Origin of the sequence: Inhella sp. (assembly GCF_041912635.1) — a bacterium.
Lineage (GTDB): Bacteria > Pseudomonadota > Gammaproteobacteria > Burkholderiales > Burkholderiaceae_C > Inhella.
In genome coordinates this window covers 1-17,792 of sequence record NZ_JAYRMO010000006.1, presented here as the reverse complement: position 1 = coordinate 17,792, position 17,792 = coordinate 1, and the positions used below count along the sequence as shown (strand labels likewise).

18 protein-coding genes are annotated in these 17,792 nt (G+C 71.4%); 8 read left to right on the top strand and 10 right to left on the bottom strand.

Going from position 1 to position 17,792, the window contains the following annotated elements:
* Positions 1–44: 44 nt before the first annotated feature.
* Complete coding sequence (locus tag ACE3QP_RS04790; RefSeq protein WP_374433997.1) at positions 45–926, bottom strand: hypothetical protein; 882 nt, start codon at positions 924–926, stop codon at positions 45–47.
* 114 nt (positions 927–1,040) lie between these two features.
* Positions 1,041–3,653 carry a winged helix-turn-helix domain-containing protein gene (locus ACE3QP_RS04785; RefSeq protein WP_374433995.1) on the bottom strand — a complete coding sequence of 871 codons (2,613 nt, stop codon included), beginning with the start codon at positions 3,651–3,653 and terminating at the stop codon, positions 1,041–1,043.
* A gap of 111 nt (positions 3,654–3,764) precedes the next feature.
* On the opposite strand from ACE3QP_RS04785, the gene ACE3QP_RS04780 reads away from it, so the two are divergent.
* The gene (locus tag ACE3QP_RS04780; protein ID WP_374433994.1) at positions 3,765–4,049 is read left to right on the top strand and encodes a hypothetical protein; all 285 of its coding nucleotides are present in this window, start codon (positions 3,765–3,767) and stop codon (positions 4,047–4,049) included.
* Here ACE3QP_RS04780 and ACE3QP_RS04775 read toward each other — a convergent pair.
* The gene (locus tag ACE3QP_RS04775) at positions 4,028–4,588 is read right to left on the bottom strand and encodes a YaeQ family protein (protein WP_374433992.1); all 561 of its coding nucleotides are present in this window, start codon (positions 4,586–4,588) and stop codon (positions 4,028–4,030) included. The genes ACE3QP_RS04780 and ACE3QP_RS04775 overlap by 22 nt on opposite strands.
* Positions 4,589–4,619: 31 nt before the next feature.
* Positions 4,620–4,934, bottom strand: a complete 315-nt coding sequence (locus ACE3QP_RS04770; protein WP_198110221.1) for a hypothetical protein — start codon at positions 4,932–4,934, stop codon at positions 4,620–4,622.
* Between the two features lie 216 nt (positions 4,935–5,150).
* On the opposite strand from ACE3QP_RS04770, the gene ACE3QP_RS04765 reads away from it, so the two are divergent.
* The 5 genes from ACE3QP_RS04765 (at position 5,151) to ACE3QP_RS04745 (ending at position 11,318) form a co-directional block, all read left to right on the top strand.
* The gene (locus tag ACE3QP_RS04765) at positions 5,151–6,692 is read left to right on the top strand and encodes a DUF4331 domain-containing protein (protein WP_374433990.1); all 1,542 of its coding nucleotides are present in this window, start codon (positions 5,151–5,153) and stop codon (positions 6,690–6,692) included.
* A gap of 13 nt (positions 6,693–6,705) precedes the next feature.
* Entirely contained in the window at positions 6,706–6,993 is a 288-nt protein-coding gene (locus ACE3QP_RS04760; protein WP_374433988.1) for a hypothetical protein, read from the top strand.
* Positions 6,990–8,141, top strand: a complete 1,152-nt coding sequence (locus ACE3QP_RS04755; RefSeq protein ID WP_374433987.1) for a hypothetical protein — start codon at positions 6,990–6,992, stop codon at positions 8,139–8,141. Before ACE3QP_RS04760 ends, ACE3QP_RS04755 begins: the two co-directional genes overlap by 4 nt.
* Positions 8,113–9,282 carry a HupE/UreJ family protein gene (locus ACE3QP_RS04750; protein WP_374433985.1) on the top strand — a complete coding sequence of 390 codons (1,170 nt, stop codon included), beginning with the start codon at positions 8,113–8,115 and terminating at the stop codon, positions 9,280–9,282. The genes ACE3QP_RS04755 and ACE3QP_RS04750 overlap by 29 nt, the downstream gene beginning before the upstream one ends.
* A 95-nt stretch (positions 9,283–9,377) precedes the next feature.
* Entirely contained in the window at positions 9,378–11,318 is a 1,941-nt protein-coding gene (locus tag ACE3QP_RS04745; protein ID WP_374433984.1) for a hypothetical protein, read from the top strand.
* Positions 11,319–11,511: 193 nt separating this feature from the next.
* Here the strand turns inward: ACE3QP_RS04745 and dcd are convergent, their stop codons facing one another.
* The 3 genes from dcd to ACE3QP_RS04730 are packed head-to-tail and all read right to left on the bottom strand — an operon-like array spanning position 11,512 to position 13,274.
* The gene (gene dcd / locus ACE3QP_RS04740; protein ID WP_374433982.1) at positions 11,512–12,078 is read right to left on the bottom strand and encodes a dCTP deaminase; all 567 of its coding nucleotides are present in this window, start codon (positions 12,076–12,078) and stop codon (positions 11,512–11,514) included.
* A 42-nt stretch (positions 12,079–12,120) separates the two neighbouring features.
* Positions 12,121–12,597 carry a ribonuclease HI gene (rnhA, locus tag ACE3QP_RS04735; protein WP_374433980.1) on the bottom strand — a complete coding sequence of 159 codons (477 nt, stop codon included), beginning with the start codon at positions 12,595–12,597 and terminating at the stop codon, positions 12,121–12,123.
* The gene (locus tag ACE3QP_RS04730; RefSeq protein WP_374433978.1) at positions 12,594–13,274 is read right to left on the bottom strand and encodes a class I SAM-dependent methyltransferase; all 681 of its coding nucleotides are present in this window, start codon (positions 13,272–13,274) and stop codon (positions 12,594–12,596) included. The genes rnhA and ACE3QP_RS04730 overlap by 4 nt, the downstream gene beginning before the upstream one ends.
* 74 nt (positions 13,275–13,348) lie before the next feature.
* Here ACE3QP_RS04730 and gloB point away from each other — a divergent pair, with 74 nt between their 5' ends.
* Both gloB and ACE3QP_RS04720 read left to right on the top strand, forming a co-directional pair.
* A complete protein-coding gene (gene gloB / locus ACE3QP_RS04725; RefSeq protein ID WP_374434226.1) occupies positions 13,349–14,122 on the top strand; it encodes a hydroxyacylglutathione hydrolase in 774 nt (257 codons plus the stop codon).
* Positions 14,123–14,132: 10 nt separating this feature from the next.
* Positions 14,133–15,722, top strand: coding sequence for a transglycosylase SLT domain-containing protein (locus ACE3QP_RS04720; RefSeq protein WP_374433976.1), 1,590 nt, complete (start codon positions 14,133–14,135; stop codon positions 15,720–15,722).
* 1 nt (position 15,723) lies between these two features.
* On the opposite strand, the gene ACE3QP_RS04715 is transcribed toward ACE3QP_RS04720, so the two are convergent.
* Genes ACE3QP_RS04715 through recR form a run of 3 tightly spaced genes read right to left on the bottom strand, consistent with a single transcriptional unit; the run spans position 15,724 to position 17,262 of the window.
* On the bottom strand, positions 15,724–16,116 hold the full coding sequence (locus ACE3QP_RS04715; protein ID WP_374433975.1) for an MAPEG family protein: 393 nt from the start codon (positions 16,114–16,116) through the stop codon (positions 15,724–15,726).
* Positions 16,117–16,159: 43 nt separating this feature from the next.
* A complete protein-coding gene (locus ACE3QP_RS04710) occupies positions 16,160–16,681 on the bottom strand; it encodes a GNAT family N-acetyltransferase (protein ID WP_374433973.1) in 522 nt (173 codons plus the stop codon).
* Entirely contained in the window at positions 16,681–17,262 is a 582-nt protein-coding gene (gene recR, locus ACE3QP_RS04705) for a recombination mediator RecR (RefSeq protein WP_374433970.1), read from the bottom strand. The genes ACE3QP_RS04710 and recR overlap by 1 nt, the downstream gene beginning before the upstream one ends.
* Positions 17,263–17,792: the final 530 nt, after the last annotated feature.

Genomic DNA, 17,792 nt, shown 5'->3' with positions numbered 1-17,792 from the left:
GAAACGAAAGGAATGGCAGGGACGGACGGCGCGGCCGGGTCGGCTCAGGGTGCCTGCAGGCGCCCGATGGCAAAGCCCCAGCTGGGGGCCAGCTTGAGCCGCTCGTTCAGGCTCTTCACCCAGGTGTCGGGCTTGGCGTAGTAGTCGCTGGTCGGCAGGCTCCAGGTGCGGCCGATGACGCGCAGATTGGCGTCCAGCAGCAGGCCGATGGTGCCGCCGCCCAGGCCGGCGATGTGGGTCAGCTCCCCGTCCTTCATGACGAAGCGGGTGTCCTGGGTGTGGGTGTCGCTGGAGCTGTCGATCACCCGCACCTCCACGTACTGCGTGCCCACCAGGGCCGGGTTGCTGTTGGGCAGGCCGCCGGGGTAGGTCTTCAGGGTGTTCCAGCGCACCTCGTCGATCAGCATGGCGTGGTCGTTCGAGCTGCTGCCCACCACCCACCAGGCCAGCACATCGCCCGGCTGCGCCAGGTTCAGAGCCTGGATCTCGGTGAAGCCCTTGCCCTGCTGGATCAGGCCCACGTACTGATAGGCCTCGGGGCTGGCGGTTTTTACGGAGCCCTGGGTCTTGGGGTCGGTGAAGCGATAGGCCTCCTGGTTCCAGCTCCAGGCGTACTGGTACTGGAACAGCCGCGTCAGGAAGGACGAGCACCTGCTGTGGTTGCCGGGCAGCACGCCGTTCTGCGCGCCGGCGAAGCGGATGAAGGAGGGGTCGCTGCCGCTCCAACTACCGCCGTAGCGGTTGATCGAGACGCCCTGCGCGTCTGCGAACACGCCCTGCGCCTGGAACTGCTGGATCTGCCCGAGCAGCAGCTGGGCGCTGAGGTGGTGCACGGGCTGGGCCGTGGCCGCCCCCGCGCCGAGCAGGGTGGCGGCCGAGACCAGTGCCCATCGGGCGGCCTTGAGCAGGGCAGCGGTGGGATGCATGACGACTCCTGGGCATTGCGATGGCCGCAGTGTTTGCGGGTCACCCGTTCGAGTCGTCAGGCTTTGGTCAGGATTTGGTGCCCAAGCCCCCCCCGGCTGCGGGGCGGGCAGGCCTCAGCGGGTTCCCAGGCGCACCGCCTCGGCGTCGCCCAGGGCCGCGCCGTCGGTTGCCAGGCGGGTGCATTCCGCCGTGCCGAGCCGGGCTTCCAGCTGCTGCGCCAAGGCCTGGGCCGTGCGCTGGGTGAAGGTGCGCGGGCCGTAGCTGCCGCTCGGGCGCTGGGGCGAACGGAACCAGGCCAGCACGCGCGCGGCATCCGACGCACGGCCCTCGTGCCAGGCCAGCCAGGCCAGCGCCAGCAGCAGCACCTCGCAGGCCTGCATGCCCCCCAGCAACGGCAGCGCGTCCACCAGCGCCGTGCGGGTGCCGGCACAGTCACCCGCCTCGGCCCGCATGGCGGTGTGCATGCACAGCAGCTGGGCCTGGCTGCGCAGCAGCCCGGCGGCTCGGATGTCATCCAAGGCCGCCTGCCCCAGCGCCAGCGCGCGCTCGGCGGAGCCCTGGTCGTGCTCGGCCAGCATCAGCATGAAGGTGGTGGTCCAGCTCTCGACCTGCGCACCCGCCGCCTGCAGGTCCGCCACCAGCGCGCGGCTGGTGGCCAGGAAGGCTTCGGTGTCGCCGCGCAGGCGCGCCTCCTGAGCCACGATGGAGCGCACGAAGCGGGTTTCCAGCGGCCCCCAGTGCGGCTGCACGAGGGCCTGCAGCCGAGCCAAGGCCTCCTGGCGGTCGACGGCCTCGCTCACTTCCAAAGCGAGCACCCAGCACAGGTACTGCGCCAGGTACTCGTTGTCGATGTCGCCCCGCGCGGCGTAGGCGGCGGCGGCCCGATGGGCGCGGGCCAGGTTGTCCTCGGCCGTGCCCAGCGGGGTGAAGCGACACAGCGTGGCGACCGTCAGATCGTGGTCGGCGCGGCGCAGCGGGTCCGGGTGGCCGGCGGCCCACTCGCCGAGCGTCTGGCACCAGCGCCCGCCCTCGGCGCTCAGGCCCACCCGCTGCCAGAACGGGGCCGAGGCAGCCAGCAGGCCCAGCACGTCGTCCACCACGGTGGCTTCCGCGCTGGCGGCGCCACAGGCCTCGGCTCCCCAGCGCAGGGCGGCGCGCAGGTTGTCGAGCTCCGGCAGCAGGCGCTCGCTCCAGGGCAGCACGGGCTCGCTCAGGGCCGTGCGCGCGGCCTCGCGCCAGTGGGCGCAGGCCCAGGCCAGATGCCGCCGCGCGGTGCCGGGGCCTTCGCCCGCGGCGTCCAACTGCTCCCACGCGTACTCGCGCAGGCTCTCCAGCAGGCCGAAGCGCGGGGCCGCATCGCCCGCGCGCTGCGCCACCACCAGGGACTTGGCCACCAGCGCATCCAGCCGGTCCAGCACCGACCAGGGCGGCTCCCCGTTGTCCGCCGCCACCGCCTGGGCTGCAGCCAGGGTGAAGCCGCCGCGGAACACCGCCAGGCGGCGAAACAGGCGTCGCTCGTCCGGTGTCAGCAGCGCATGGCTCCAATCGAGCGTGGCGCGCAGCGTGCGCTGGTGCGGCACGGCCGTACGCGGGCCCTGGGTGAGCAGCTGCAGGCGCATGGCCGCTCGGTCGTCGGCCTCCAGGTGCTCGACCAGGCCATGCACGCCCAGCACCGGCACGCGCGCGGCGGCCAGCTCCAGGGCCAAGGGCAGGCCATCCAGCAGCCGGCACAGCCGTGCCAGCGCCGCCTGCTGCGCGGCATCGGGCGCAAAGCCCGGCAGTCGGGCCTCGATGCGGGCCACCAGCAGGCGCAACGACGCCGCCCCGTCCGCCGGGGCGGGCGGGGTGGTGCCGCCGGCTTCCTCGCGCGGCAGCGCCAGGGGGGCGAGGTTCAGCAGCTGTTCGCCGGGGATGTGCAGCGGCTCGCGGCTGGTGACGAGCAGGTGCAGGCCCGGCAGCTGGGTGTGCAGATGAGCCAGCAACGGCGCCAGCGGCTCCAGCACATGCTCGGCGTTGTCCACCACCAGCAGCAGCTCCAGGCCGTGCAGTGCCCGCACCAGGCCCGCGTCGCTTTCGCTGCCGATGGAACTGCCCAGCACGGTCCGCGCAATGGTGGCGCGCAGCATCTGCGCCGTGGGCGCCTGCAGCGGCGCCAGTTCCAGCAGCCAGACGCCGTCGGCCTGCGCGGCACGGCGCGCGGCGGCGGCCTCCAGGGCCAGGCGGGTCTTGCCCACACCGGCCGTGCCTGTCACGGTGATCAGCCGAGCCGCGCGGCCCAGACTGGCGAGCGTGCGCAGCTCGTCCGCACGGCCCAGCAGCGCGCCCAGGCCGGTGGGCAGGTTGCCGGGGCGTGGCGGAGAGCGCTCCGGCCCCTGCGGCGGCTGCGGCGCCGCGGCTTCAGCAGGCTCCTGCTGCTGGCCCTGCACCGCCGCCACGAAGCGGTAGCCGCGCCGCTGCACGGTCTCGATCCAGCGCGGCGCGCGGGGGTCATCCCCCAGGGCGGCGCGCAGCTCGCTGACCACGGTCTTGATGGCCCCCTCGCTGACGAAGCGCCGCCCCCACACCGCATCCAGCAGCTGATCCTTGAGCACCAGCTCGCCCGGCCGCTGGGCCAGATGGGCGAGCACGGCAAAAGCCTTGGGCGGCAGTTCGACCGGCGCGCCGGCCCTTGTCAGGCGGGCGTTGGCGATGTCCAGGCAGAAGGGTTCGAAGTGCAGGGGTTGCATGGCCTCCGGGGCTCGTGTGGAGAAGCCCGACCTGAAACAAACCGCTTCCTGACGACTTGGCGCGCGGGCTTTGCCAGCATGGTGGCATTGATTGCTGCCCCGGCCTGCGCCATGAACTGCCCTGCCCCTCACCTGTATGCCCTGCAAGTCCAGGTCGCCCGCACCCCCGCCAACGGCGTGGCCGGCTCCATCGAACATGTGCTGAGCGGCCGCCGGCACAGCTTCGCGAGCGTGACCGAGCTGGGGAGCTGGCTGCTGCAGGAACAGGCCCTGCCAGCGACGCGGCCCGCCGCGGCCCGTGCGGCCGCCTCCAACACCCCCCGCCGCCGGCGCTCAGACCAGGAGGATCACCCCGTCACGCCGCCGTTCCGGCCTCACTTCCAGCGCAGCGGCTGAAGGTCCACGCTGCCCAGCCCGCTGGTCAGCATCAGATGCCCTTCCTGGATGGTGGCCTGCAGTTGCATGCTGCGCTCGGCCAGGCGGTTCAGCTCGGCCATGGCCTCGTGCGGCAGGCGCCAGACCTGCAGCTTGTCCAGGCGCGTCAGCTTGGTCTCGATGCCCTTCCACCACACCTCGGCCGCCGGGCCGTAGGCGTACACCACCACCGCTTCGCTCTTGCTGCAGGCCTTGCTGAGCGCCTTGTCATCGGGCTGGCCCACCTCGATCCACAGGCGCTTGGCGCCGGTGTAGTCGGTCAGCACCACATCGGGGTCGTCGGGGTCGCACAGGCCGGCGCCGAAGGCCAGCGTGGCATCGCCATTGCAGCGCGTCTGCAGTTCGTGGGCGTGCAGGGCCAGCGCCACCAGGCGCACCATCATGCGCTCGTCGGTCTCGCTCGGGTGGCGGGCCAGGGTCAGGTTGTGGTCGGCGTAGTAGCCGTGGTCGATGTCGGCGATCGCAACGTTCGCCTTGAAGATGGTGGATTTGAGGGCCATTGGCCCATTGTCCCTGTCGTCCCAGCCGCCTTCAGTTCACCAGGCCGAGCCACTGCCCGGCGCGCTGGTAGCGCTGGAACAGCGCCTCGGCCAGCTCGGCCAGGGGCGCGCAGGCGCTCAGCCGGCCCTGCTGCAGCAAGGTGTGGGCGTAAGGGGCGTCGAACAGCATGCGCGTGGCCTCCACGCCCTGGCCCTGGGTCTGCATCAGGCGGGCAAAACCCTGCAGCTCGTCCAGGCGGGCCGGCGCGCCCAGGCTGCCGAGCGAAAACAGGCCGTCCAGGCGCGCATCGAACCAGGAGGCGCCGGGAGCATCCGGGTCGGCTTGGGGGCGGAGGTCGATCACCATGGCCGCCATGCTGCCGCGGCGCAGCGCCGGACTTGAGCCGGAAAAGCGGCCCGAAAACCCGCCATTTCGGCGCCGCACCCGGGGCGGGCGCGCGCTACGCGGGCGGCACCGGGCTGGATGCAGGGGCATGTCCGCAGCGCTGGCGCGAATCCACCGCCCGGTTCCCCGCCGTAAGGGTTGCCATGGCCAATCCCGGCCATCCCACGGAGCCCCTCGATGCTTTTCAAGCCCACCGCCCTGGCCAGCGCCCTGCTGCTGGCTGCCCTGGTCACGCCCGCGGCCCAAGCCTCTTCGCACCGAGAGGCGCCCTTCATCACCACCGCCCCCAAGGTGGACGGCACCGACTTCTATCTGTTCCGCTCGTATGAATCCGGTCGCGAGGGCTTCGTCACGCTGATCGCCAACTACCTGCCGCTGCAGGATGGCTACGGCGGCCCGAACTACTTCAGTCTGGACCCGAACGCGCTGTATGAGATCCATGTCGACAACAACGGCGACGGCGTCGAAGACCTGAGCTTCCAGTTCCGCTTCAAGAACACGCTGGCGGCCAACGGAGGCGGCATCGCGCTGAACGTGGGTGGCAAGTCGGTCGCCATTCCGCTGCGCCAGGCCGGGCCGGTGAGCGGCGCCGCCACGGACCCGCTGGCCTACACCGAGAGCTTCGAGCTCAGCCTGGTGCGTGGCGACCGCCGCAGCGGCCAGCGCCAGGCCATCACCCACGCCGGCAGCGGCGCCACCAGCTTCGCCAAGCCGATCGACTACTTCGGCGAGAAGACGCTGGGCAATGCAGCCAGCTACGAAGCCTACGCGCAGCGCCATGTGCACCCGATCAGCATCCCCGGCTGCAGCACGCCGGGCAAGGTGTTCGTCGGCCAGCGCCAGGACCCCTTCCCGGTGACCCTGGGCACGATCTTCGACCTCGTCAACGCCCCGGCCGCCGTCATCACCAACGAGGCCAATGCCGCGGCCTTCGGCGCCGGCACGATCGCCGACAAGAACGTCACCACGCTGGCGCTGGAACTGCCCGCGGCCTGCCTGACCGCCGGCAGCGACCCGGTGGTCGGCGCCTGGACCACAGCCAGCCTGCGTCAGGCCCGGCTGCTGAATGGCAAGCCGGCTTCCGGCCTGCAGGCCAGCGAGAAGACCGGTGGCGCCTGGGTACAGGTTTCACGGCTGGGCATGCCCTTGGTCAATGAGGTCGTCATCGGCCTCAAGGACAAGGACAAGTTCAACGCCAGCAAGCCCAAGGACGACGCCGCCAACTTCGCCGATTACGTCACCCATCCCACGCTGCCGGCACTCATCGAGGTGCTGTTCGGCGCCAAGGCACCGACCAACTTCCCGCGCACCGATCTGATGACGGCCTTCCTGACGGGCCTGCCCGGCGTCAACCGGCCGGCCCGCATCACCGGCCTCGGCACCGGCGGCCCGCTGGCCGAAATGCTGCGCCTGAACACCAGCATCGCCATCACCCCAATCGCGCAGCAAAAACCGCTGGGCGTGGCGGGGGGTGACAACGCCGGCTTCCCGAACGGCCGCCGCCCCGGTGACGACGTGGTGGACGTCGCCCTGCGCGTGGCCATGGGCGCGCTGTGCGTGCTGACCGGCGAGGCCGATGCGCTCAAGGTGGGCTGCAAGCCCGCCGACGCCCCGGCCGGCGCCGTGCCCTTCGTGGACGGCAGCCGCACCCAGGCGGCCGACTACCGCAGCGCCTTCCCCTACCTGAACACGCCGCTGCCCGGCGCGAAGAACTTCTGAGCGGGGGCCGACCATGCACAAGCATCTACTCGCGCTGGGCGCCGCCGCCCTGCTGACGGCCTGCGGCAGCGGCGACGACTACAGCGTCCCACCCATGCCCCCCGCCCCCGCGCCGGCTCCGGCCCCCGCGGACCCACCGCAGCCCGGCAGCCAGGTGCCCAGCAGCGCCGCTACCAGCGCCAGCGCCGCCACCGCCTTCGTGCGCAGCAGCGCCGCCAGCAGCAGCGAGGCGGCCGAGCCGCTGGAGCTGGGCGAGGCGCAGCTGGCCAGCAGCGACAGCACGGAGCCCGAGGAGCCATGAAAGCCCTGCTGCTGGTGGTCCTGCTCTGCACGGCCGGCGCCCTGGCGGCGCCGCTGCAGCCGCGCAGCGCGGCCGAGATCGTGCAGCGGCTGGACGGCGACCCCGCCAGCCGCGCGCGCGAACGCGGCTGGCAGCGCCGCCTGCAGCAGCAGCCGCGCGACGAGCAGGCCGCGCTGGCCCTGGGCCAGAGCCTGCTGGCGCGCGCCCGTGCCGAGGGCGATGCCCGGCTGGGCGGGCGCGCGCTGGCGGCACTGCAGGGCTTTGCCGAGGCGGCGCCGCCGCCCGAGGTCGCCCTGCTGCGTGCGCGCGTGCAGCAGCACCTGCATGATTTCGAGGCCAGCGCCCAGGGCCTGCAGGCGCTGCTGGGCCGGCCGGCGCTGGAGGCCCGGCTGCGCAGCCAGGCCGCGCTGCTGCTGGCCGGCGTGCGCCGCACCCAGGGCCAGTTGCAGGCCAGTGAAGCCGCCTGTGCCGAGCTGCCCCCGGGCTGGCTGCTGCAGGCCTGCGCGCTCGAAGTGCGCGGCCTGCGCGAGCCGGCGCGGTCGCTGCCCGAATGGGCGGGCCTGCGCGCCCAGGTTCGCGGCGATGCATCGGCCCAGGCCTGGCTCTGGCTGGCGGAAGCCGAACAGGCCCAGCGCGCCGGTCTGCCCGGCCCGGCCGAGGCCGGCCTGCGCACCGCCCTGCTGCTGCAGGACGATCTCTACACCCGCTGCGCGCTGGCCGACCTGCTGCAGGCCCAGGGGCGGCTGCGTGAAGCCCTGACCCTGCTGGAAGGCCAGGCCCGCAGCGACGCCGTGGCGGTGCGCCAGGCCGCGCTGGCCCAGGCCCTGGGCGACGCCCGCGCCGGCCCCTGGGCCGCCGAGCTGCGCGCGCGCTTCGCGCAGGCACGCGAGCGCCACGCCGCCGACCCGCGCGAGCCCCTGCCCCATCTGCGCGAGCAGGCCCAGTTCGCGCTGTGGGTCGAGCAGACGCCGCGCCAGGCGCTGGCGCTGGCCCAGCGCAACGCCCGGCAGCAGCGCGAAAGCGCCGACCTGCTGCTGCTGGCCCAGGCCGCCCAGGCCGCCGGCCAGCCCCAAGCCCTGCGCCAGGCCCTACAACTCAGTGAGCAGATCGGACTGCGCGATGAACGCCTGCAAACCCTGGCTCTGTAGCCTTTTCCTGGCGCTGCCGCTGCTGGCCAGCGCCCACTCCAGCAGCCAGGCCTATCTGGACCTGCGCGCCAGCGAAGGCGGCGCGCAGCTGCGCGTCGATCTGGCACTGCGCGATCTGGACGCCGCCTTGGACCTGGACGCCAATGCCGACGGCCGGCTCAGCTGGGGCGAGGTGCAGGCCGCCCAACCGGCCATCGAGCGCTACGCCCTGGCCGGCCTGCGCCTGCAAGGCTGCGCAGCCGGCTTCAGCCCCCAGGGCTTTGGCCTGGAGCGGCGCGCCGATGGTGTGTATGCCGCGCTGCGGCTGCAGGCGCCCTGTTCGATCGGCGTGGGTGCGGTGCTGCGCTACACCCTGCTGGGCGAGCTGGACCCGACCCATCGCGCCCTGCTGAGGATCGAGCGCGAACAACAGGCGACGGAGCTGAGCCTGCTGCACCCGCTGCAACCGAGCGAATGGCTGGAAGCAAGGACGCAGCCCCGGCTGCAAGCTCAGCTTGAGCCCCGGACCCAGCCGCTGCAGGCCGTCGCGCTCCCAGCCGAACGGCCCGCCTCGGTCTCTTTTTGGCGCGAGGGCATGCACCACCTCATCACCGGCTACGACCACCTGCTCTTCCTGCTCTGCCTGCTGCTGCCGGCGGTGCTGGCGCGGCGGCGCAGTGCGCCGGGCTGGAAGCCGCTGCAGCGCCCGGGCCAGGCCCTGGGCGCGGTGTTGGGCATCGTCAGCGCCTTCACGCTGGCGCACAGCCTGACGCTCGCCCTGGCGGCCTACGGACGGGTGCAGCTGCCGCCGCAGTGGATCGAGCCGGCCATCGCGCTCAGCATCGTGCTGGCCGCGCTGGACAACCTGCGCCCCTTCCTGCCCGGCCCGCGCTGGGGCGTGGCCCTGGGCTTCGGCCTGGTGCACGGCTTCGGCTTTGCCGGCGTGCTGGCCGAACTGGAGCTGCCCGCCGGCGCGCTGGCCTGGGCTCTGCTGCAGTTCAACCTGGGGTTGGAGCTGGCCCAGGTCGGCCTGGTGCTGCTGGCCATGGGCCTGCTGTGGGTGCTGCGGCGCTGGGCCGGCTACCCGCGCTGGGTGCTGGGCCTGGGCTCCACGCTGGCGGCCGCCATGGGCAGCCTGTGGATGGTGCAGCGTCTGGCCTAGGGTCTTCAAATCAGGGTGGCGAACACCGGCCTGTTCTGCCATGGCCGCATCAAGGGGCGGCCGAGAATTTGCACACCCTGCCCCCGGTTCTGACCATGCGCGCTCTCCTGTCCCTCTTGTTCGTCCTGCTCCTGACCGCCTGCGGTGGCGGCGGTGGGGGCGGCGGTTCGACCGGGGGCGGAGGCACCACCCCCACCACGCCCGCCGTGCCGCCCACGCTGGTCGGCGTGGTGTCGGTCGGCGTGCCCCTGGGTGGGGCGCAGATCAGCGTGGTGGACGCCAAGGGCACGGCCCTGGGCAGCACCAGCAGCAATGCGGGCGATGGGCGTTACACCCTCAAGCTTTCGGCCGCCAGCCCCAGCCTGCCCTTGATGCTGCAGGCGCGCGGCATCGATTCCGCTGGCCTGCCCGTGCTGCTGCACGCCCTGGTGCCCGCGGCCGCCAACGACGCCAGCACCACCGTGCACCTGACGCCGCTCTCGCAGGCCGTCAGCGCGCTGGCGCTCGGTGCCGCCCCCCAGGCCGCCTTCGCCAAGCCGGCCGAGGCCAAGCTGACCGACACCGCCCCGCTCATCAGCGGCGCCGGCACGTTCCTGAAGACGCTCATCAAGACCGCCGCCTCGGACGCCAAGATCACCAGCCTCGACGCCTTCGACCTGCTGACCGACAGCCGCCTGGCCACGCCCAAGAGCGCTGCCGATCTGATGCTGGCCGGGCTGCGCCTGCAGGTGGACGGCGCCAGCGGCAAGCTGCTGCTGGGCACGCGCTTCCTGGCCAACCCCACGCCCGAGGTGGAGGTGAGCCTGGCCACGGCCAAGACCGAGCTCGCCAAGGGCAGCACCGGCACGCCGGCCTCGGCCATCACCAGCACGCTGAAGGTGACCAGCGCCGCGGCCTCGGTGGTGACGAACGCGGCCACGCTGGACGGCATCGTCAGCACCCTGAACCCGCTGCTGGCGCAGGTCAGCACCAGCGCCGCCACCTACAAGGCCAGCACCGCACTGACGGGCTACGACAAGCACGACGGCCGCAATGTCGACGCGCTGGTGGGCAGCCTGACGGCAGCCGCCACCGACGGCCTGCAGCTCGGCCCGCTGCAGGTGCTGGGCTGCGCCGACACGGTCGTCAAGAAGGGCGACTGCCTGCGCGTGCTGGTGGCCAGCACCCTCAGCGACCGCAGCGGCAAGCCGGTGCGCCGCCTGCTCGACGCCGCCACTTACAACACCGCCGCCAAGCGCTGGTCGCTGATCGGCAACGGCCACACCCTGTCCTTCGAGGCCTACGCCTCCAGCACCCAGCTGCTCAAGCGCGATGGTTCGTCAGAAACGAGCAGCGGCAGCAGCGGCAGCAGCGCCAGCGCCAACCCCTTCTCGGGCGTGGAAGTGCGCCTGCAGGCCACCGACGAGGCCTTCACCAGCTATCTGCTGCTGGCCGGCACGGTGCAGACCCCGCTCGGCTACGCCCTGCCCCTGGCCGCCTGCAACCAGCGCCAGCTCTGCGTGGCGCCCACCGGCGCGGCCGGCGTGGTGCCTACCGGCGCCCCGCAGGACCACCAGCTGCGCGCCAGCTCGGTGGGCTGGCTAGGCAATGCCGACGGCCTCAATGGCGCCGCCTACAAGGCCATCTTCACGCGCAATGTGACCGGCGCGGTGCAGGAGACCCGCAGCGCCTACCTGCATGCGGCCATGCTGAGCGAGGTGGCCGCCGCCCGCCACCCGGTGCTGGATGGTGTGGCCAGCGCCACGCCACTGACCCTCGCCTCGCTCGGCCGAGGCCTGACGCTCAAATGGGCCACCTGGGCCCAGGCCAACCCGGACCTGCGCCTGGCCCAGATCCGCCTGGTGGTGCGCTACCCCGACCGCATTGCCAGCCTGCCGCTGGACGTACTGGACGTCACCGAAGACCCGGTGCTGCGCGTGGCCCTCACGCCCGGCCAGGGCGAACTGGGGCACGACATCTGGCTGACCGCCGTGGACACGGCCGGCCGCCGCTTCCACACGCGCTACGCGTTGGGCATTTCTGACAGTGCACCTTGAGCCAACGAAGCACAAAGCAGGCCTGAAGCCGGTCTGATCAAGTGCCACCGCGGAACCGGCTTTGCCGGGCCGCTGGCTGAGGAAGGAGCGAGGCCGGCGAGCCGGCCGACCCCTTCCGAAGGACTGCACCCGTCCTGCGGGTGCAGGCTGGAGGCGCCCCCTGGGGGGAGGCGCCGCAGGCGCTTCGGGGGGGTCAAGTTTTCGGGAGCGTGACGCCCTTCTGGCCCTGGTACTTGCCGCCGCGGTCGCGGTAGCTGGTCTCGCAGACCTCGTCCGATTCGAAGAACAGCACCTGGGCGCAGCCCTCGCCCGCGTAGATCTTGGCCGGCAGCGGCGTGGTGTTGCTGAACTCCAGCGTCACATGGCCTTCCCACTCGGGCTCGAAGGGCGTGACGTTGACGATGATCCCGCAGCGCGCGTAGGTGCTCTTGCCCAGGCAGATGGTGAGCACATTGCGCGGGATGCGGAAGTACTCGACCGTGCGTGCCAGCGCGAAGCTGTTGGGCGGAATGATGCAGACCTCGGCATCGATGTTGACGAAGCTCTTTTCGTCGAAGTTCTTCGGGTCCACCACGGTGCTGTGCACATTCGTGAAGACCTTGAACTCGGGCGCGCAGCGGATGTCGTAGCCGTAGGAACTGGTGCCGTAGCTGACGATGCGCCGGCCATTGACCTCGCGCACCTGGCCCGGCTCGAAGGGCTCGATCATCCCGTGCTGTTCCGCCATGCGGCGGATCCACTTGTCGCTCTTGATGCTCATGGGCTGTCTCCGGTCGGGGGGCCGGATTCTGCCCTGCGGTGCTCAGTCAGCGCCCTTGCCCTGCAACGCCATCTCCACCCCCTTGTTCGCCAGCTGATCCGCCCGCTCATTGCCCTCATGCCCGGCATGGCCCTTGACCCAGTGCCAATCGATCTCGTGCAAAGCCGCCAGCGCGGCCAGGCGCTGCCAGAGTTCGACGTTCTTGACCGGCTGGCCGGCGGCGGTGCGCCAGCCGCGCTTGACCCAGCCCGGCATCCACTCCGTCATGCCCTTGAGCACGTACTCGCTGTCGGTATAGAGCGTGATCTTGCAGCTGCGCTTGAGCGTGGCCAGGGCCTCGATGACGGCGGTCATCTCCATCTGGTTGTTGGTGGTGCTGCGCTTGCCGCCACAGAGCTCCTTCTGGTGCGCGCCGGCAATCATCCACACGCCCCAGCCGCCCGGGCCGGGGTTGCCCTTGCAGGCGCCGTCCGTGTAGAGCGTGACCTCAGGCTTCTTGATCTTGGGGGTGTCGGTCATGGCGAATCGTTGCGGTGTGTTCTGGAGGGCAGCGCCACCGCCGGTGCGGCGCGGCGCCGGCCATTGGGCTTGGCCAGGCCAATCAGGCGCATGCCGTGCACGCGCTTGATGGCCTCGATGAAGTAGACGGCGCCGAACACCGGCCACCAGGTGGGGCCCAGGCGGTCCATGAAGGCGCCGCGCGCCAGCCAGGCCTCGCGGTTCACCGGCGGGCGGTAGCAGCCGAAGCGGGCCTGGCCGATCTCGAAGCTGAGCAGGCGCAGCCAGTCGCGCAGGCGCCAGTAACCGATGAACTCGCCGGCCTGGGGCAGGCAGGGAGAGACCTTCTGGCGCAGGGCCCACAGGCTGGCCGGGTTCAGGCCCAGCAGCAGCAGGCGGCCTTCCGGGCGCAGCACGCGCGCGGCTTCGCGCAGGCGGTGGTGCGGGTCGGGGGCGAATTCCAGCGTGTGGGGCAGCACCAGCAGGTCCAGGCTGTCGTTCTCGAAGGGCAGGTCGTCGAAGTCGCAATGCAGGGCGGCCTGGCCCTCACCTTGCAGCGCCAGCCAGCGCTGTGGCATGCGGCTGGCGCGCAGGCCCGCCAGCTGCGGCCAGCCCAGTTGCAGCGCATGGAAGCCGAACAGGTCGACCACGGCTTCATCCAGGCAGCGCTGCTCCCAATCGAGCAGGTAGCGGCCCAAGGGGGTCTGCAGCCAGGAGGCGACTTCTAGAATGGGCCCCCGCTGATTGCTCTCACGAACCGCCGTCACCCGTGCTGTCTCTGCTTCCCGTGCCCGCCTTTGCGGACAACTACATCTGGTTGTTGCACGACGGCCGGGACGCCCTCGCGGTGGACCCCGGCGAGGCGGCGCCTGTACGGCACGCCCTGCAGGCGCTGGACCTGAGTCTGGCGGCGATTCTAGTGACGCACCACCATGGCGATCACGTCGGCGGCCTGGCTGCGCTGAAGGCCAGCGGCTTCGAGGGCCCGGTCATCGGGCCGGCCGGCGAGGCGATCGAAGGCTTGACGCAGCGCGTGCACGAGGGCGAGCGATTGCAGCTGCTGGGGCAGGACATCCGCGTCCTCGATGTGCCCGGCCATACCGCCGGGCACATTGCTTTTGTGGTCGAGTGCGAGCCTCCCATCCTGTTCTGCGGCGACACCCTGTTCGGTGCCGGCTGCGGCCGCCTGTTCGAAGGCACGCCGGCGCAGATGCAGGCCTCGCTGGCCAAGCTGCTGGCGCTGCCACCCGCCACCCGCGTGTGCTGCGCCCACGAATACACGCTCGGCAACCTGCGCTTCGCCCAGGCCGTCGAACCCGCCAACCCCGCGCTGGCCGCGCGCCAGCAGGCCGACGAGGCCGCCCGCGCCGCCGGCCAACCCACCCTGCCCTCCACGCTCGCGCTGGAGGCCGCCACCAACCCCTTCCTGCGCTGGAGCGAGCCCGGCGTGCGTGATGCGGCGCGCCAGCGCGCCCCGCAGCCAGCTCCCAGCGACGACGCCGTAGCGGTCTTCACCGCCTTGCGCCAATGGAAGAACCAGTTCTGAAGGACCCCCGATGCAACCCGTCCTGCGACATGCCCTGACCCTGAGCACCCTGGCCGTGCTGGCCCTGCTGAGCGGCTGCGCCACCGCCCCTGACCACGGCGCCAGCGGCAGCCTGCGCGCCCAGCCCCAGGAGGCGGCGCAAACCGCCGCCGTGCCCCCCGCCCCGGCCGCGGCGCCAGAGCTGCCCAAACTCAACCCTGCGCTGATCGACCACGCCACCGCCAAGGCCCAGGACGACCTGAACCCCGACCAGCCCGCGGTGGACTTCCAGGCCCCCGAAGCCCAGAAGGACCTGTGGATGCGCATCCGCGCGGCCATGCAGCTCGAAGAACTGACCGGCCCGCGCGTGCAGAAGTGGGAGGAGTTCTACGCCAAGCGGCCCGAGTACGTGGGCCGCATGACCGAGCGCGGCGGCCGCTACCTCTTCCACATCGTGCAAGAAGTGGAAAAGCGCGGCCTGCCCATGGAGCTGGCCCTGCTGCCCTTCATCGAATCGGCCTTCAACCCGGAAAGCCAGAGCCACGCCAAGGCCGTGGGCATGTGGCAGTTCATGAGCGCCACCGGCAAAGATTTCTCGCTCAAGCAGAACCTGTTCCGTGACGACCGCCGCAATGTGCTGGCCAGCACCCGCGCCGCGCTCGACTACCTGGCCCAGCTGGGCAAGCGCTATGGCGGCGACTGGCAGCTCGCTCTGGCCGCCTACAACTGGGGCCTGGGCAATGTGGACCGCGCCATCAAGCGCCTGGACCGCGAGGGCAAAGAGCGCAGCTACGCGAACCTGCGCATGCCCAATGAGACCGCCGACTACCTGCCCAAGCTGCAGGCGGTGAAGAACCTGGTGCTGCGCCCGCAGGACTTCGGCGTGCAGCTGCCCGATCTGGCCAACCACCCCTACTTCCTGAGCGTGCAGATCGAGGGCGACATCGATGTGGAGCTGGCAGCCCGGCTGGCGGGCCTGAGCGTGGAGCGCTTCCGCCAGTTCAACCCGCAGATGAACAAGCCCATCATCCTGGCCGCCGCCACGCCCCAGCTGCTGCTGCCGTACGACAACGCGGCCCAGTTTGTGCAGGCACTAGAAGCGCACCAGGGCCAGAAGGCCAGCTGGACGGCGCTGCAGCTGCCCAAGACCATGAAGCCCGCCGAGGCCGCCAAATGGGCCGGCATGAGCGAAGCCGAGCTACGCGAGATCAACCTGATTCCGCCGCGCATGACCATCAAGGCCGGCAGCACCCTGCTGGTGCCGCGCACCGCCAAGCGCGACCACGATGTCAGCGAGCACCTGGCCGAAACCGCCGCCCTGGCCCTGGCGCCGGATGCGCCGGCGCGCCGTGCCATCAAGGTGACCGTGCGCAAGGGCGACACCCTGGCCTCCGTGGCGCGCCGCAACGGCGTCACCGTGGCCCAGCTCGCCGAGTGGAACCAGCTCAGCCTGACCGCCCGCGTCAAGCCCGGCGCCAAGCTGACCAGCTACGTGCCGAACCGCCCGGCCGCCAAGCTCGCCAGCGGCAAGAAGGCCGGCGCCAAGGCGGTGGCTGCCAAGTCCGGCAAGACGGTGAAGGCGGCGGTCAAGGCCAGCACGCGGCGGGCCAAGACCAGCTGATTCAAACGAAGAACAGCGCCACGCTGCAGGCCACGCCCACCGCCCAGATGGCGCTGCGGGCGTAGTGCTGATCGGCGATGTAGCAGACGATGTAAACCAGGCGCGCGGCGATGAAGCCCAGCGCCAACGCATCCACCGTGGCCTGGTTCACATGGGCCTGCTGGGCAATCAGCACGCCGGCGATGAAGAGCGGCAGGGCCTCGAAGCTGTTGGCCTGGGCGGCATTGGCGCGGGCGGCGCGGCCGGTCTGGGCCGCCAGCCAGGCACGCGGATCGCGGTTGTTGTAGCCGCCGTCCTTGGGGCGGCGGCCCCAGCCGCTGGACTTGGCCAGGCCGGCGCAGACGATGGGCAGTGCGCAGGCCGTCAGGATGCAGAGGTTGGCAAGGGTGGTCATGCAGGCAACTCCAGTTCAATCCAAGGCAAGCGTGGGGACGGCATCAAGACGCGGCCAAGGCCCGGCTCAGGCAGACCATCGGGCTGCCGGAGCTCGCATGCGCGGCCCGCTGCGTGATGGCATAGCCCTGGCGCTCGTAGAGCGCGATCAGGGGGTGGTTGTTCGCACCGGTCCAGGTGCGCGAATGGCTCAGGCCCTGGGCCTGCATCCAGGCTTCGTCGTGCAACAGCAGTTGCCGGGCGATGCCGCGACGGCGCGCCGGCGGCCAGACGTAGGTGGTTGTGACCAGGCCCCAATGGCCGGCCGCCAGCGTCTCTTCCGGCCCCGCCGGCTCGGCGCGGACCAGGCTGTGGCCGAGGATGCTGGCGCCTTCCACGGCCAGCCAGACCGCCGCGCAGGGGTGTTCGAGATGCCAGACCACGCGCGCGCGCAACCAGTCCAGGCTGTGCAGTGCAAGGCCCACCGCCTCACCCTCCACCTCGACCAAGGTGGCCTGCATGCCCTGCGCCACGCGGTCGATCTCGGCCGCCGACTGCGGGTTCAGCGCCCGAACGAGCAGCGCCATCAGCGCCGATCCGCCAGCGCGTGCGCCAGCGTGCCCAAGTCCACGAACTCCAGCTCGCTGCCCACCGGCACACCCCGCGCCAGCCGGCTGACCCTCAGGCCCTGGGCCTTGAGCGCCTCACCGAGCAGATAGGCCGTGGCCTCGCCCTCGGCGGTGAAACTGGTGGCCAGGATGACCTCGCGCACCAGACCGTCGGTGGCCCGGTGCAGCAGCGCCTCGGCGCCGATGTCCTTGGGGCCACGCCCCTCGATGGGGCTGACACGCCCGCCCAGCACGAAGTAGTAGCCGCGGTAGGAGCCGCTGCGCTCCAGCACCGCCTGGTCGGCCGGGCTTTCGACCACGGCCAGCAGCGCGGGGTCGCGCGTGCTGTCGCTGCACACGGCGCAGACCGGCGCCTCGGCAAAGCTGTGGCAGCGCGTGCAGGTCTGGATCCGCGCCAGCGCCTCGGTCAACCCCGCAGCCAGCTGCTGCGCGCCCAGGCGGTCGTGCTGCAGCAGGTGATAGGCCATGCGCTGGGCGCTCTTCGGGCCCACGCCGGGGAGCTTGCGCAGGGCGTCGATCAGTTGGTCAAGCGCGGCCATGTACTTGTTCTTCTTCGGTGCAGCCCTCGGGGGCTTCACCCCCGTACCCCGACCCGCATTTCTTTGCGGCGCCAAAGAAACGCGGGGCAAAGAAAGGCGCCAGTGCACGCACGCCGCCTAGGGCGGCGCGCGATTGCACGGCTGGTTCACATGGCTCCCACAGCCCTTCTGGGACTGCGAAAACCCGGGCACTAAGCTGGCCGGAGTACCGGCCGACTAGACCACTGCAAACCATCACGGGCTCTCTGCGATGACGAGACCCCCAACGAGAGGCTTGTGGGTGGCTGATGCGGGTTGGGGGTCTCTTCTTCGGTGCTTGGCGGCCATGGTCCTCTCTGGTCGGGACGACCGGTACTCCGGGCGCCTTCGAAGTCCTGCCCGAGGTAGGCAGAGAAGCGGTGATGGAGCCATGTGAGCTGGCCGTGCAATCGCCTGAAGGTCCTAGACCGAAGGCGGCATTCAGCGCCTTTCTTTTCCCCCCTTTTCTTTGGCGCAGCAAAGAAAAGGGGGTCGCCTGCCGGGGCGAAATC

Coding starts and splice junctions, on each gene's coding strand:
- ACE3QP_RS04790 (WP_374433997.1), bottom strand. CDS start 926: ATGCATCCCACCGCTGCCCTGCTCAAGGCCGCCCGATGGGCACTGGTC.
- ACE3QP_RS04785 (WP_374433995.1), bottom strand. CDS start 3,653: ATGCAACCCCTGCACTTCGAACCCTTCTGCCTGGACATCGCCAACGCC.
- ACE3QP_RS04780 (WP_374433994.1), top strand. CDS start 3,765: ATGAACTGCCCTGCCCCTCACCTGTATGCCCTGCAAGTCCAGGTCGCC.
- ACE3QP_RS04775 (WP_374433992.1), bottom strand. CDS start 4,588: ATGGCCCTCAAATCCACCATCTTCAAGGCGAACGTTGCGATCGCCGAC.
- ACE3QP_RS04770 (WP_198110221.1), bottom strand. CDS start 4,934: ATGGTGATCGACCTCCGCCCCCAAGCCGACCCGGATGCTCCCGGCGCC.
- ACE3QP_RS04765 (WP_374433990.1), top strand. CDS start 5,151: ATGCTTTTCAAGCCCACCGCCCTGGCCAGCGCCCTGCTGCTGGCTGCC.
- ACE3QP_RS04760 (WP_374433988.1), top strand. CDS start 6,706: ATGCACAAGCATCTACTCGCGCTGGGCGCCGCCGCCCTGCTGACGGCC.
- ACE3QP_RS04755 (WP_374433987.1), top strand. CDS start 6,990: ATGAAAGCCCTGCTGCTGGTGGTCCTGCTCTGCACGGCCGGCGCCCTG.
- ACE3QP_RS04750 (WP_374433985.1), top strand. CDS start 8,113: ATGAACGCCTGCAAACCCTGGCTCTGTAGCCTTTTCCTGGCGCTGCCG.
- ACE3QP_RS04745 (WP_374433984.1), top strand. CDS start 9,378: ATGCGCGCTCTCCTGTCCCTCTTGTTCGTCCTGCTCCTGACCGCCTGC.
- dcd (WP_374433982.1), bottom strand. CDS start 12,078: ATGAGCATCAAGAGCGACAAGTGGATCCGCCGCATGGCGGAACAGCAC.
- rnhA (WP_374433980.1), bottom strand. CDS start 12,597: ATGACCGACACCCCCAAGATCAAGAAGCCTGAGGTCACGCTCTACACG.
- ACE3QP_RS04720 (WP_374433976.1), top strand. CDS start 14,133: ATGCAACCCGTCCTGCGACATGCCCTGACCCTGAGCACCCTGGCCGTG.
- ACE3QP_RS04715 (WP_374433975.1), bottom strand. CDS start 16,116: ATGACCACCCTTGCCAACCTCTGCATCCTGACGGCCTGCGCACTGCCC.
- ACE3QP_RS04710 (WP_374433973.1), bottom strand. CDS start 16,681: ATGGCGCTGCTCGTTCGGGCGCTGAACCCGCAGTCGGCGGCCGAGATC.
- recR (WP_374433970.1), bottom strand. CDS start 17,262: ATGGCCGCGCTTGACCAACTGATCGACGCCCTGCGCAAGCTCCCCGGC.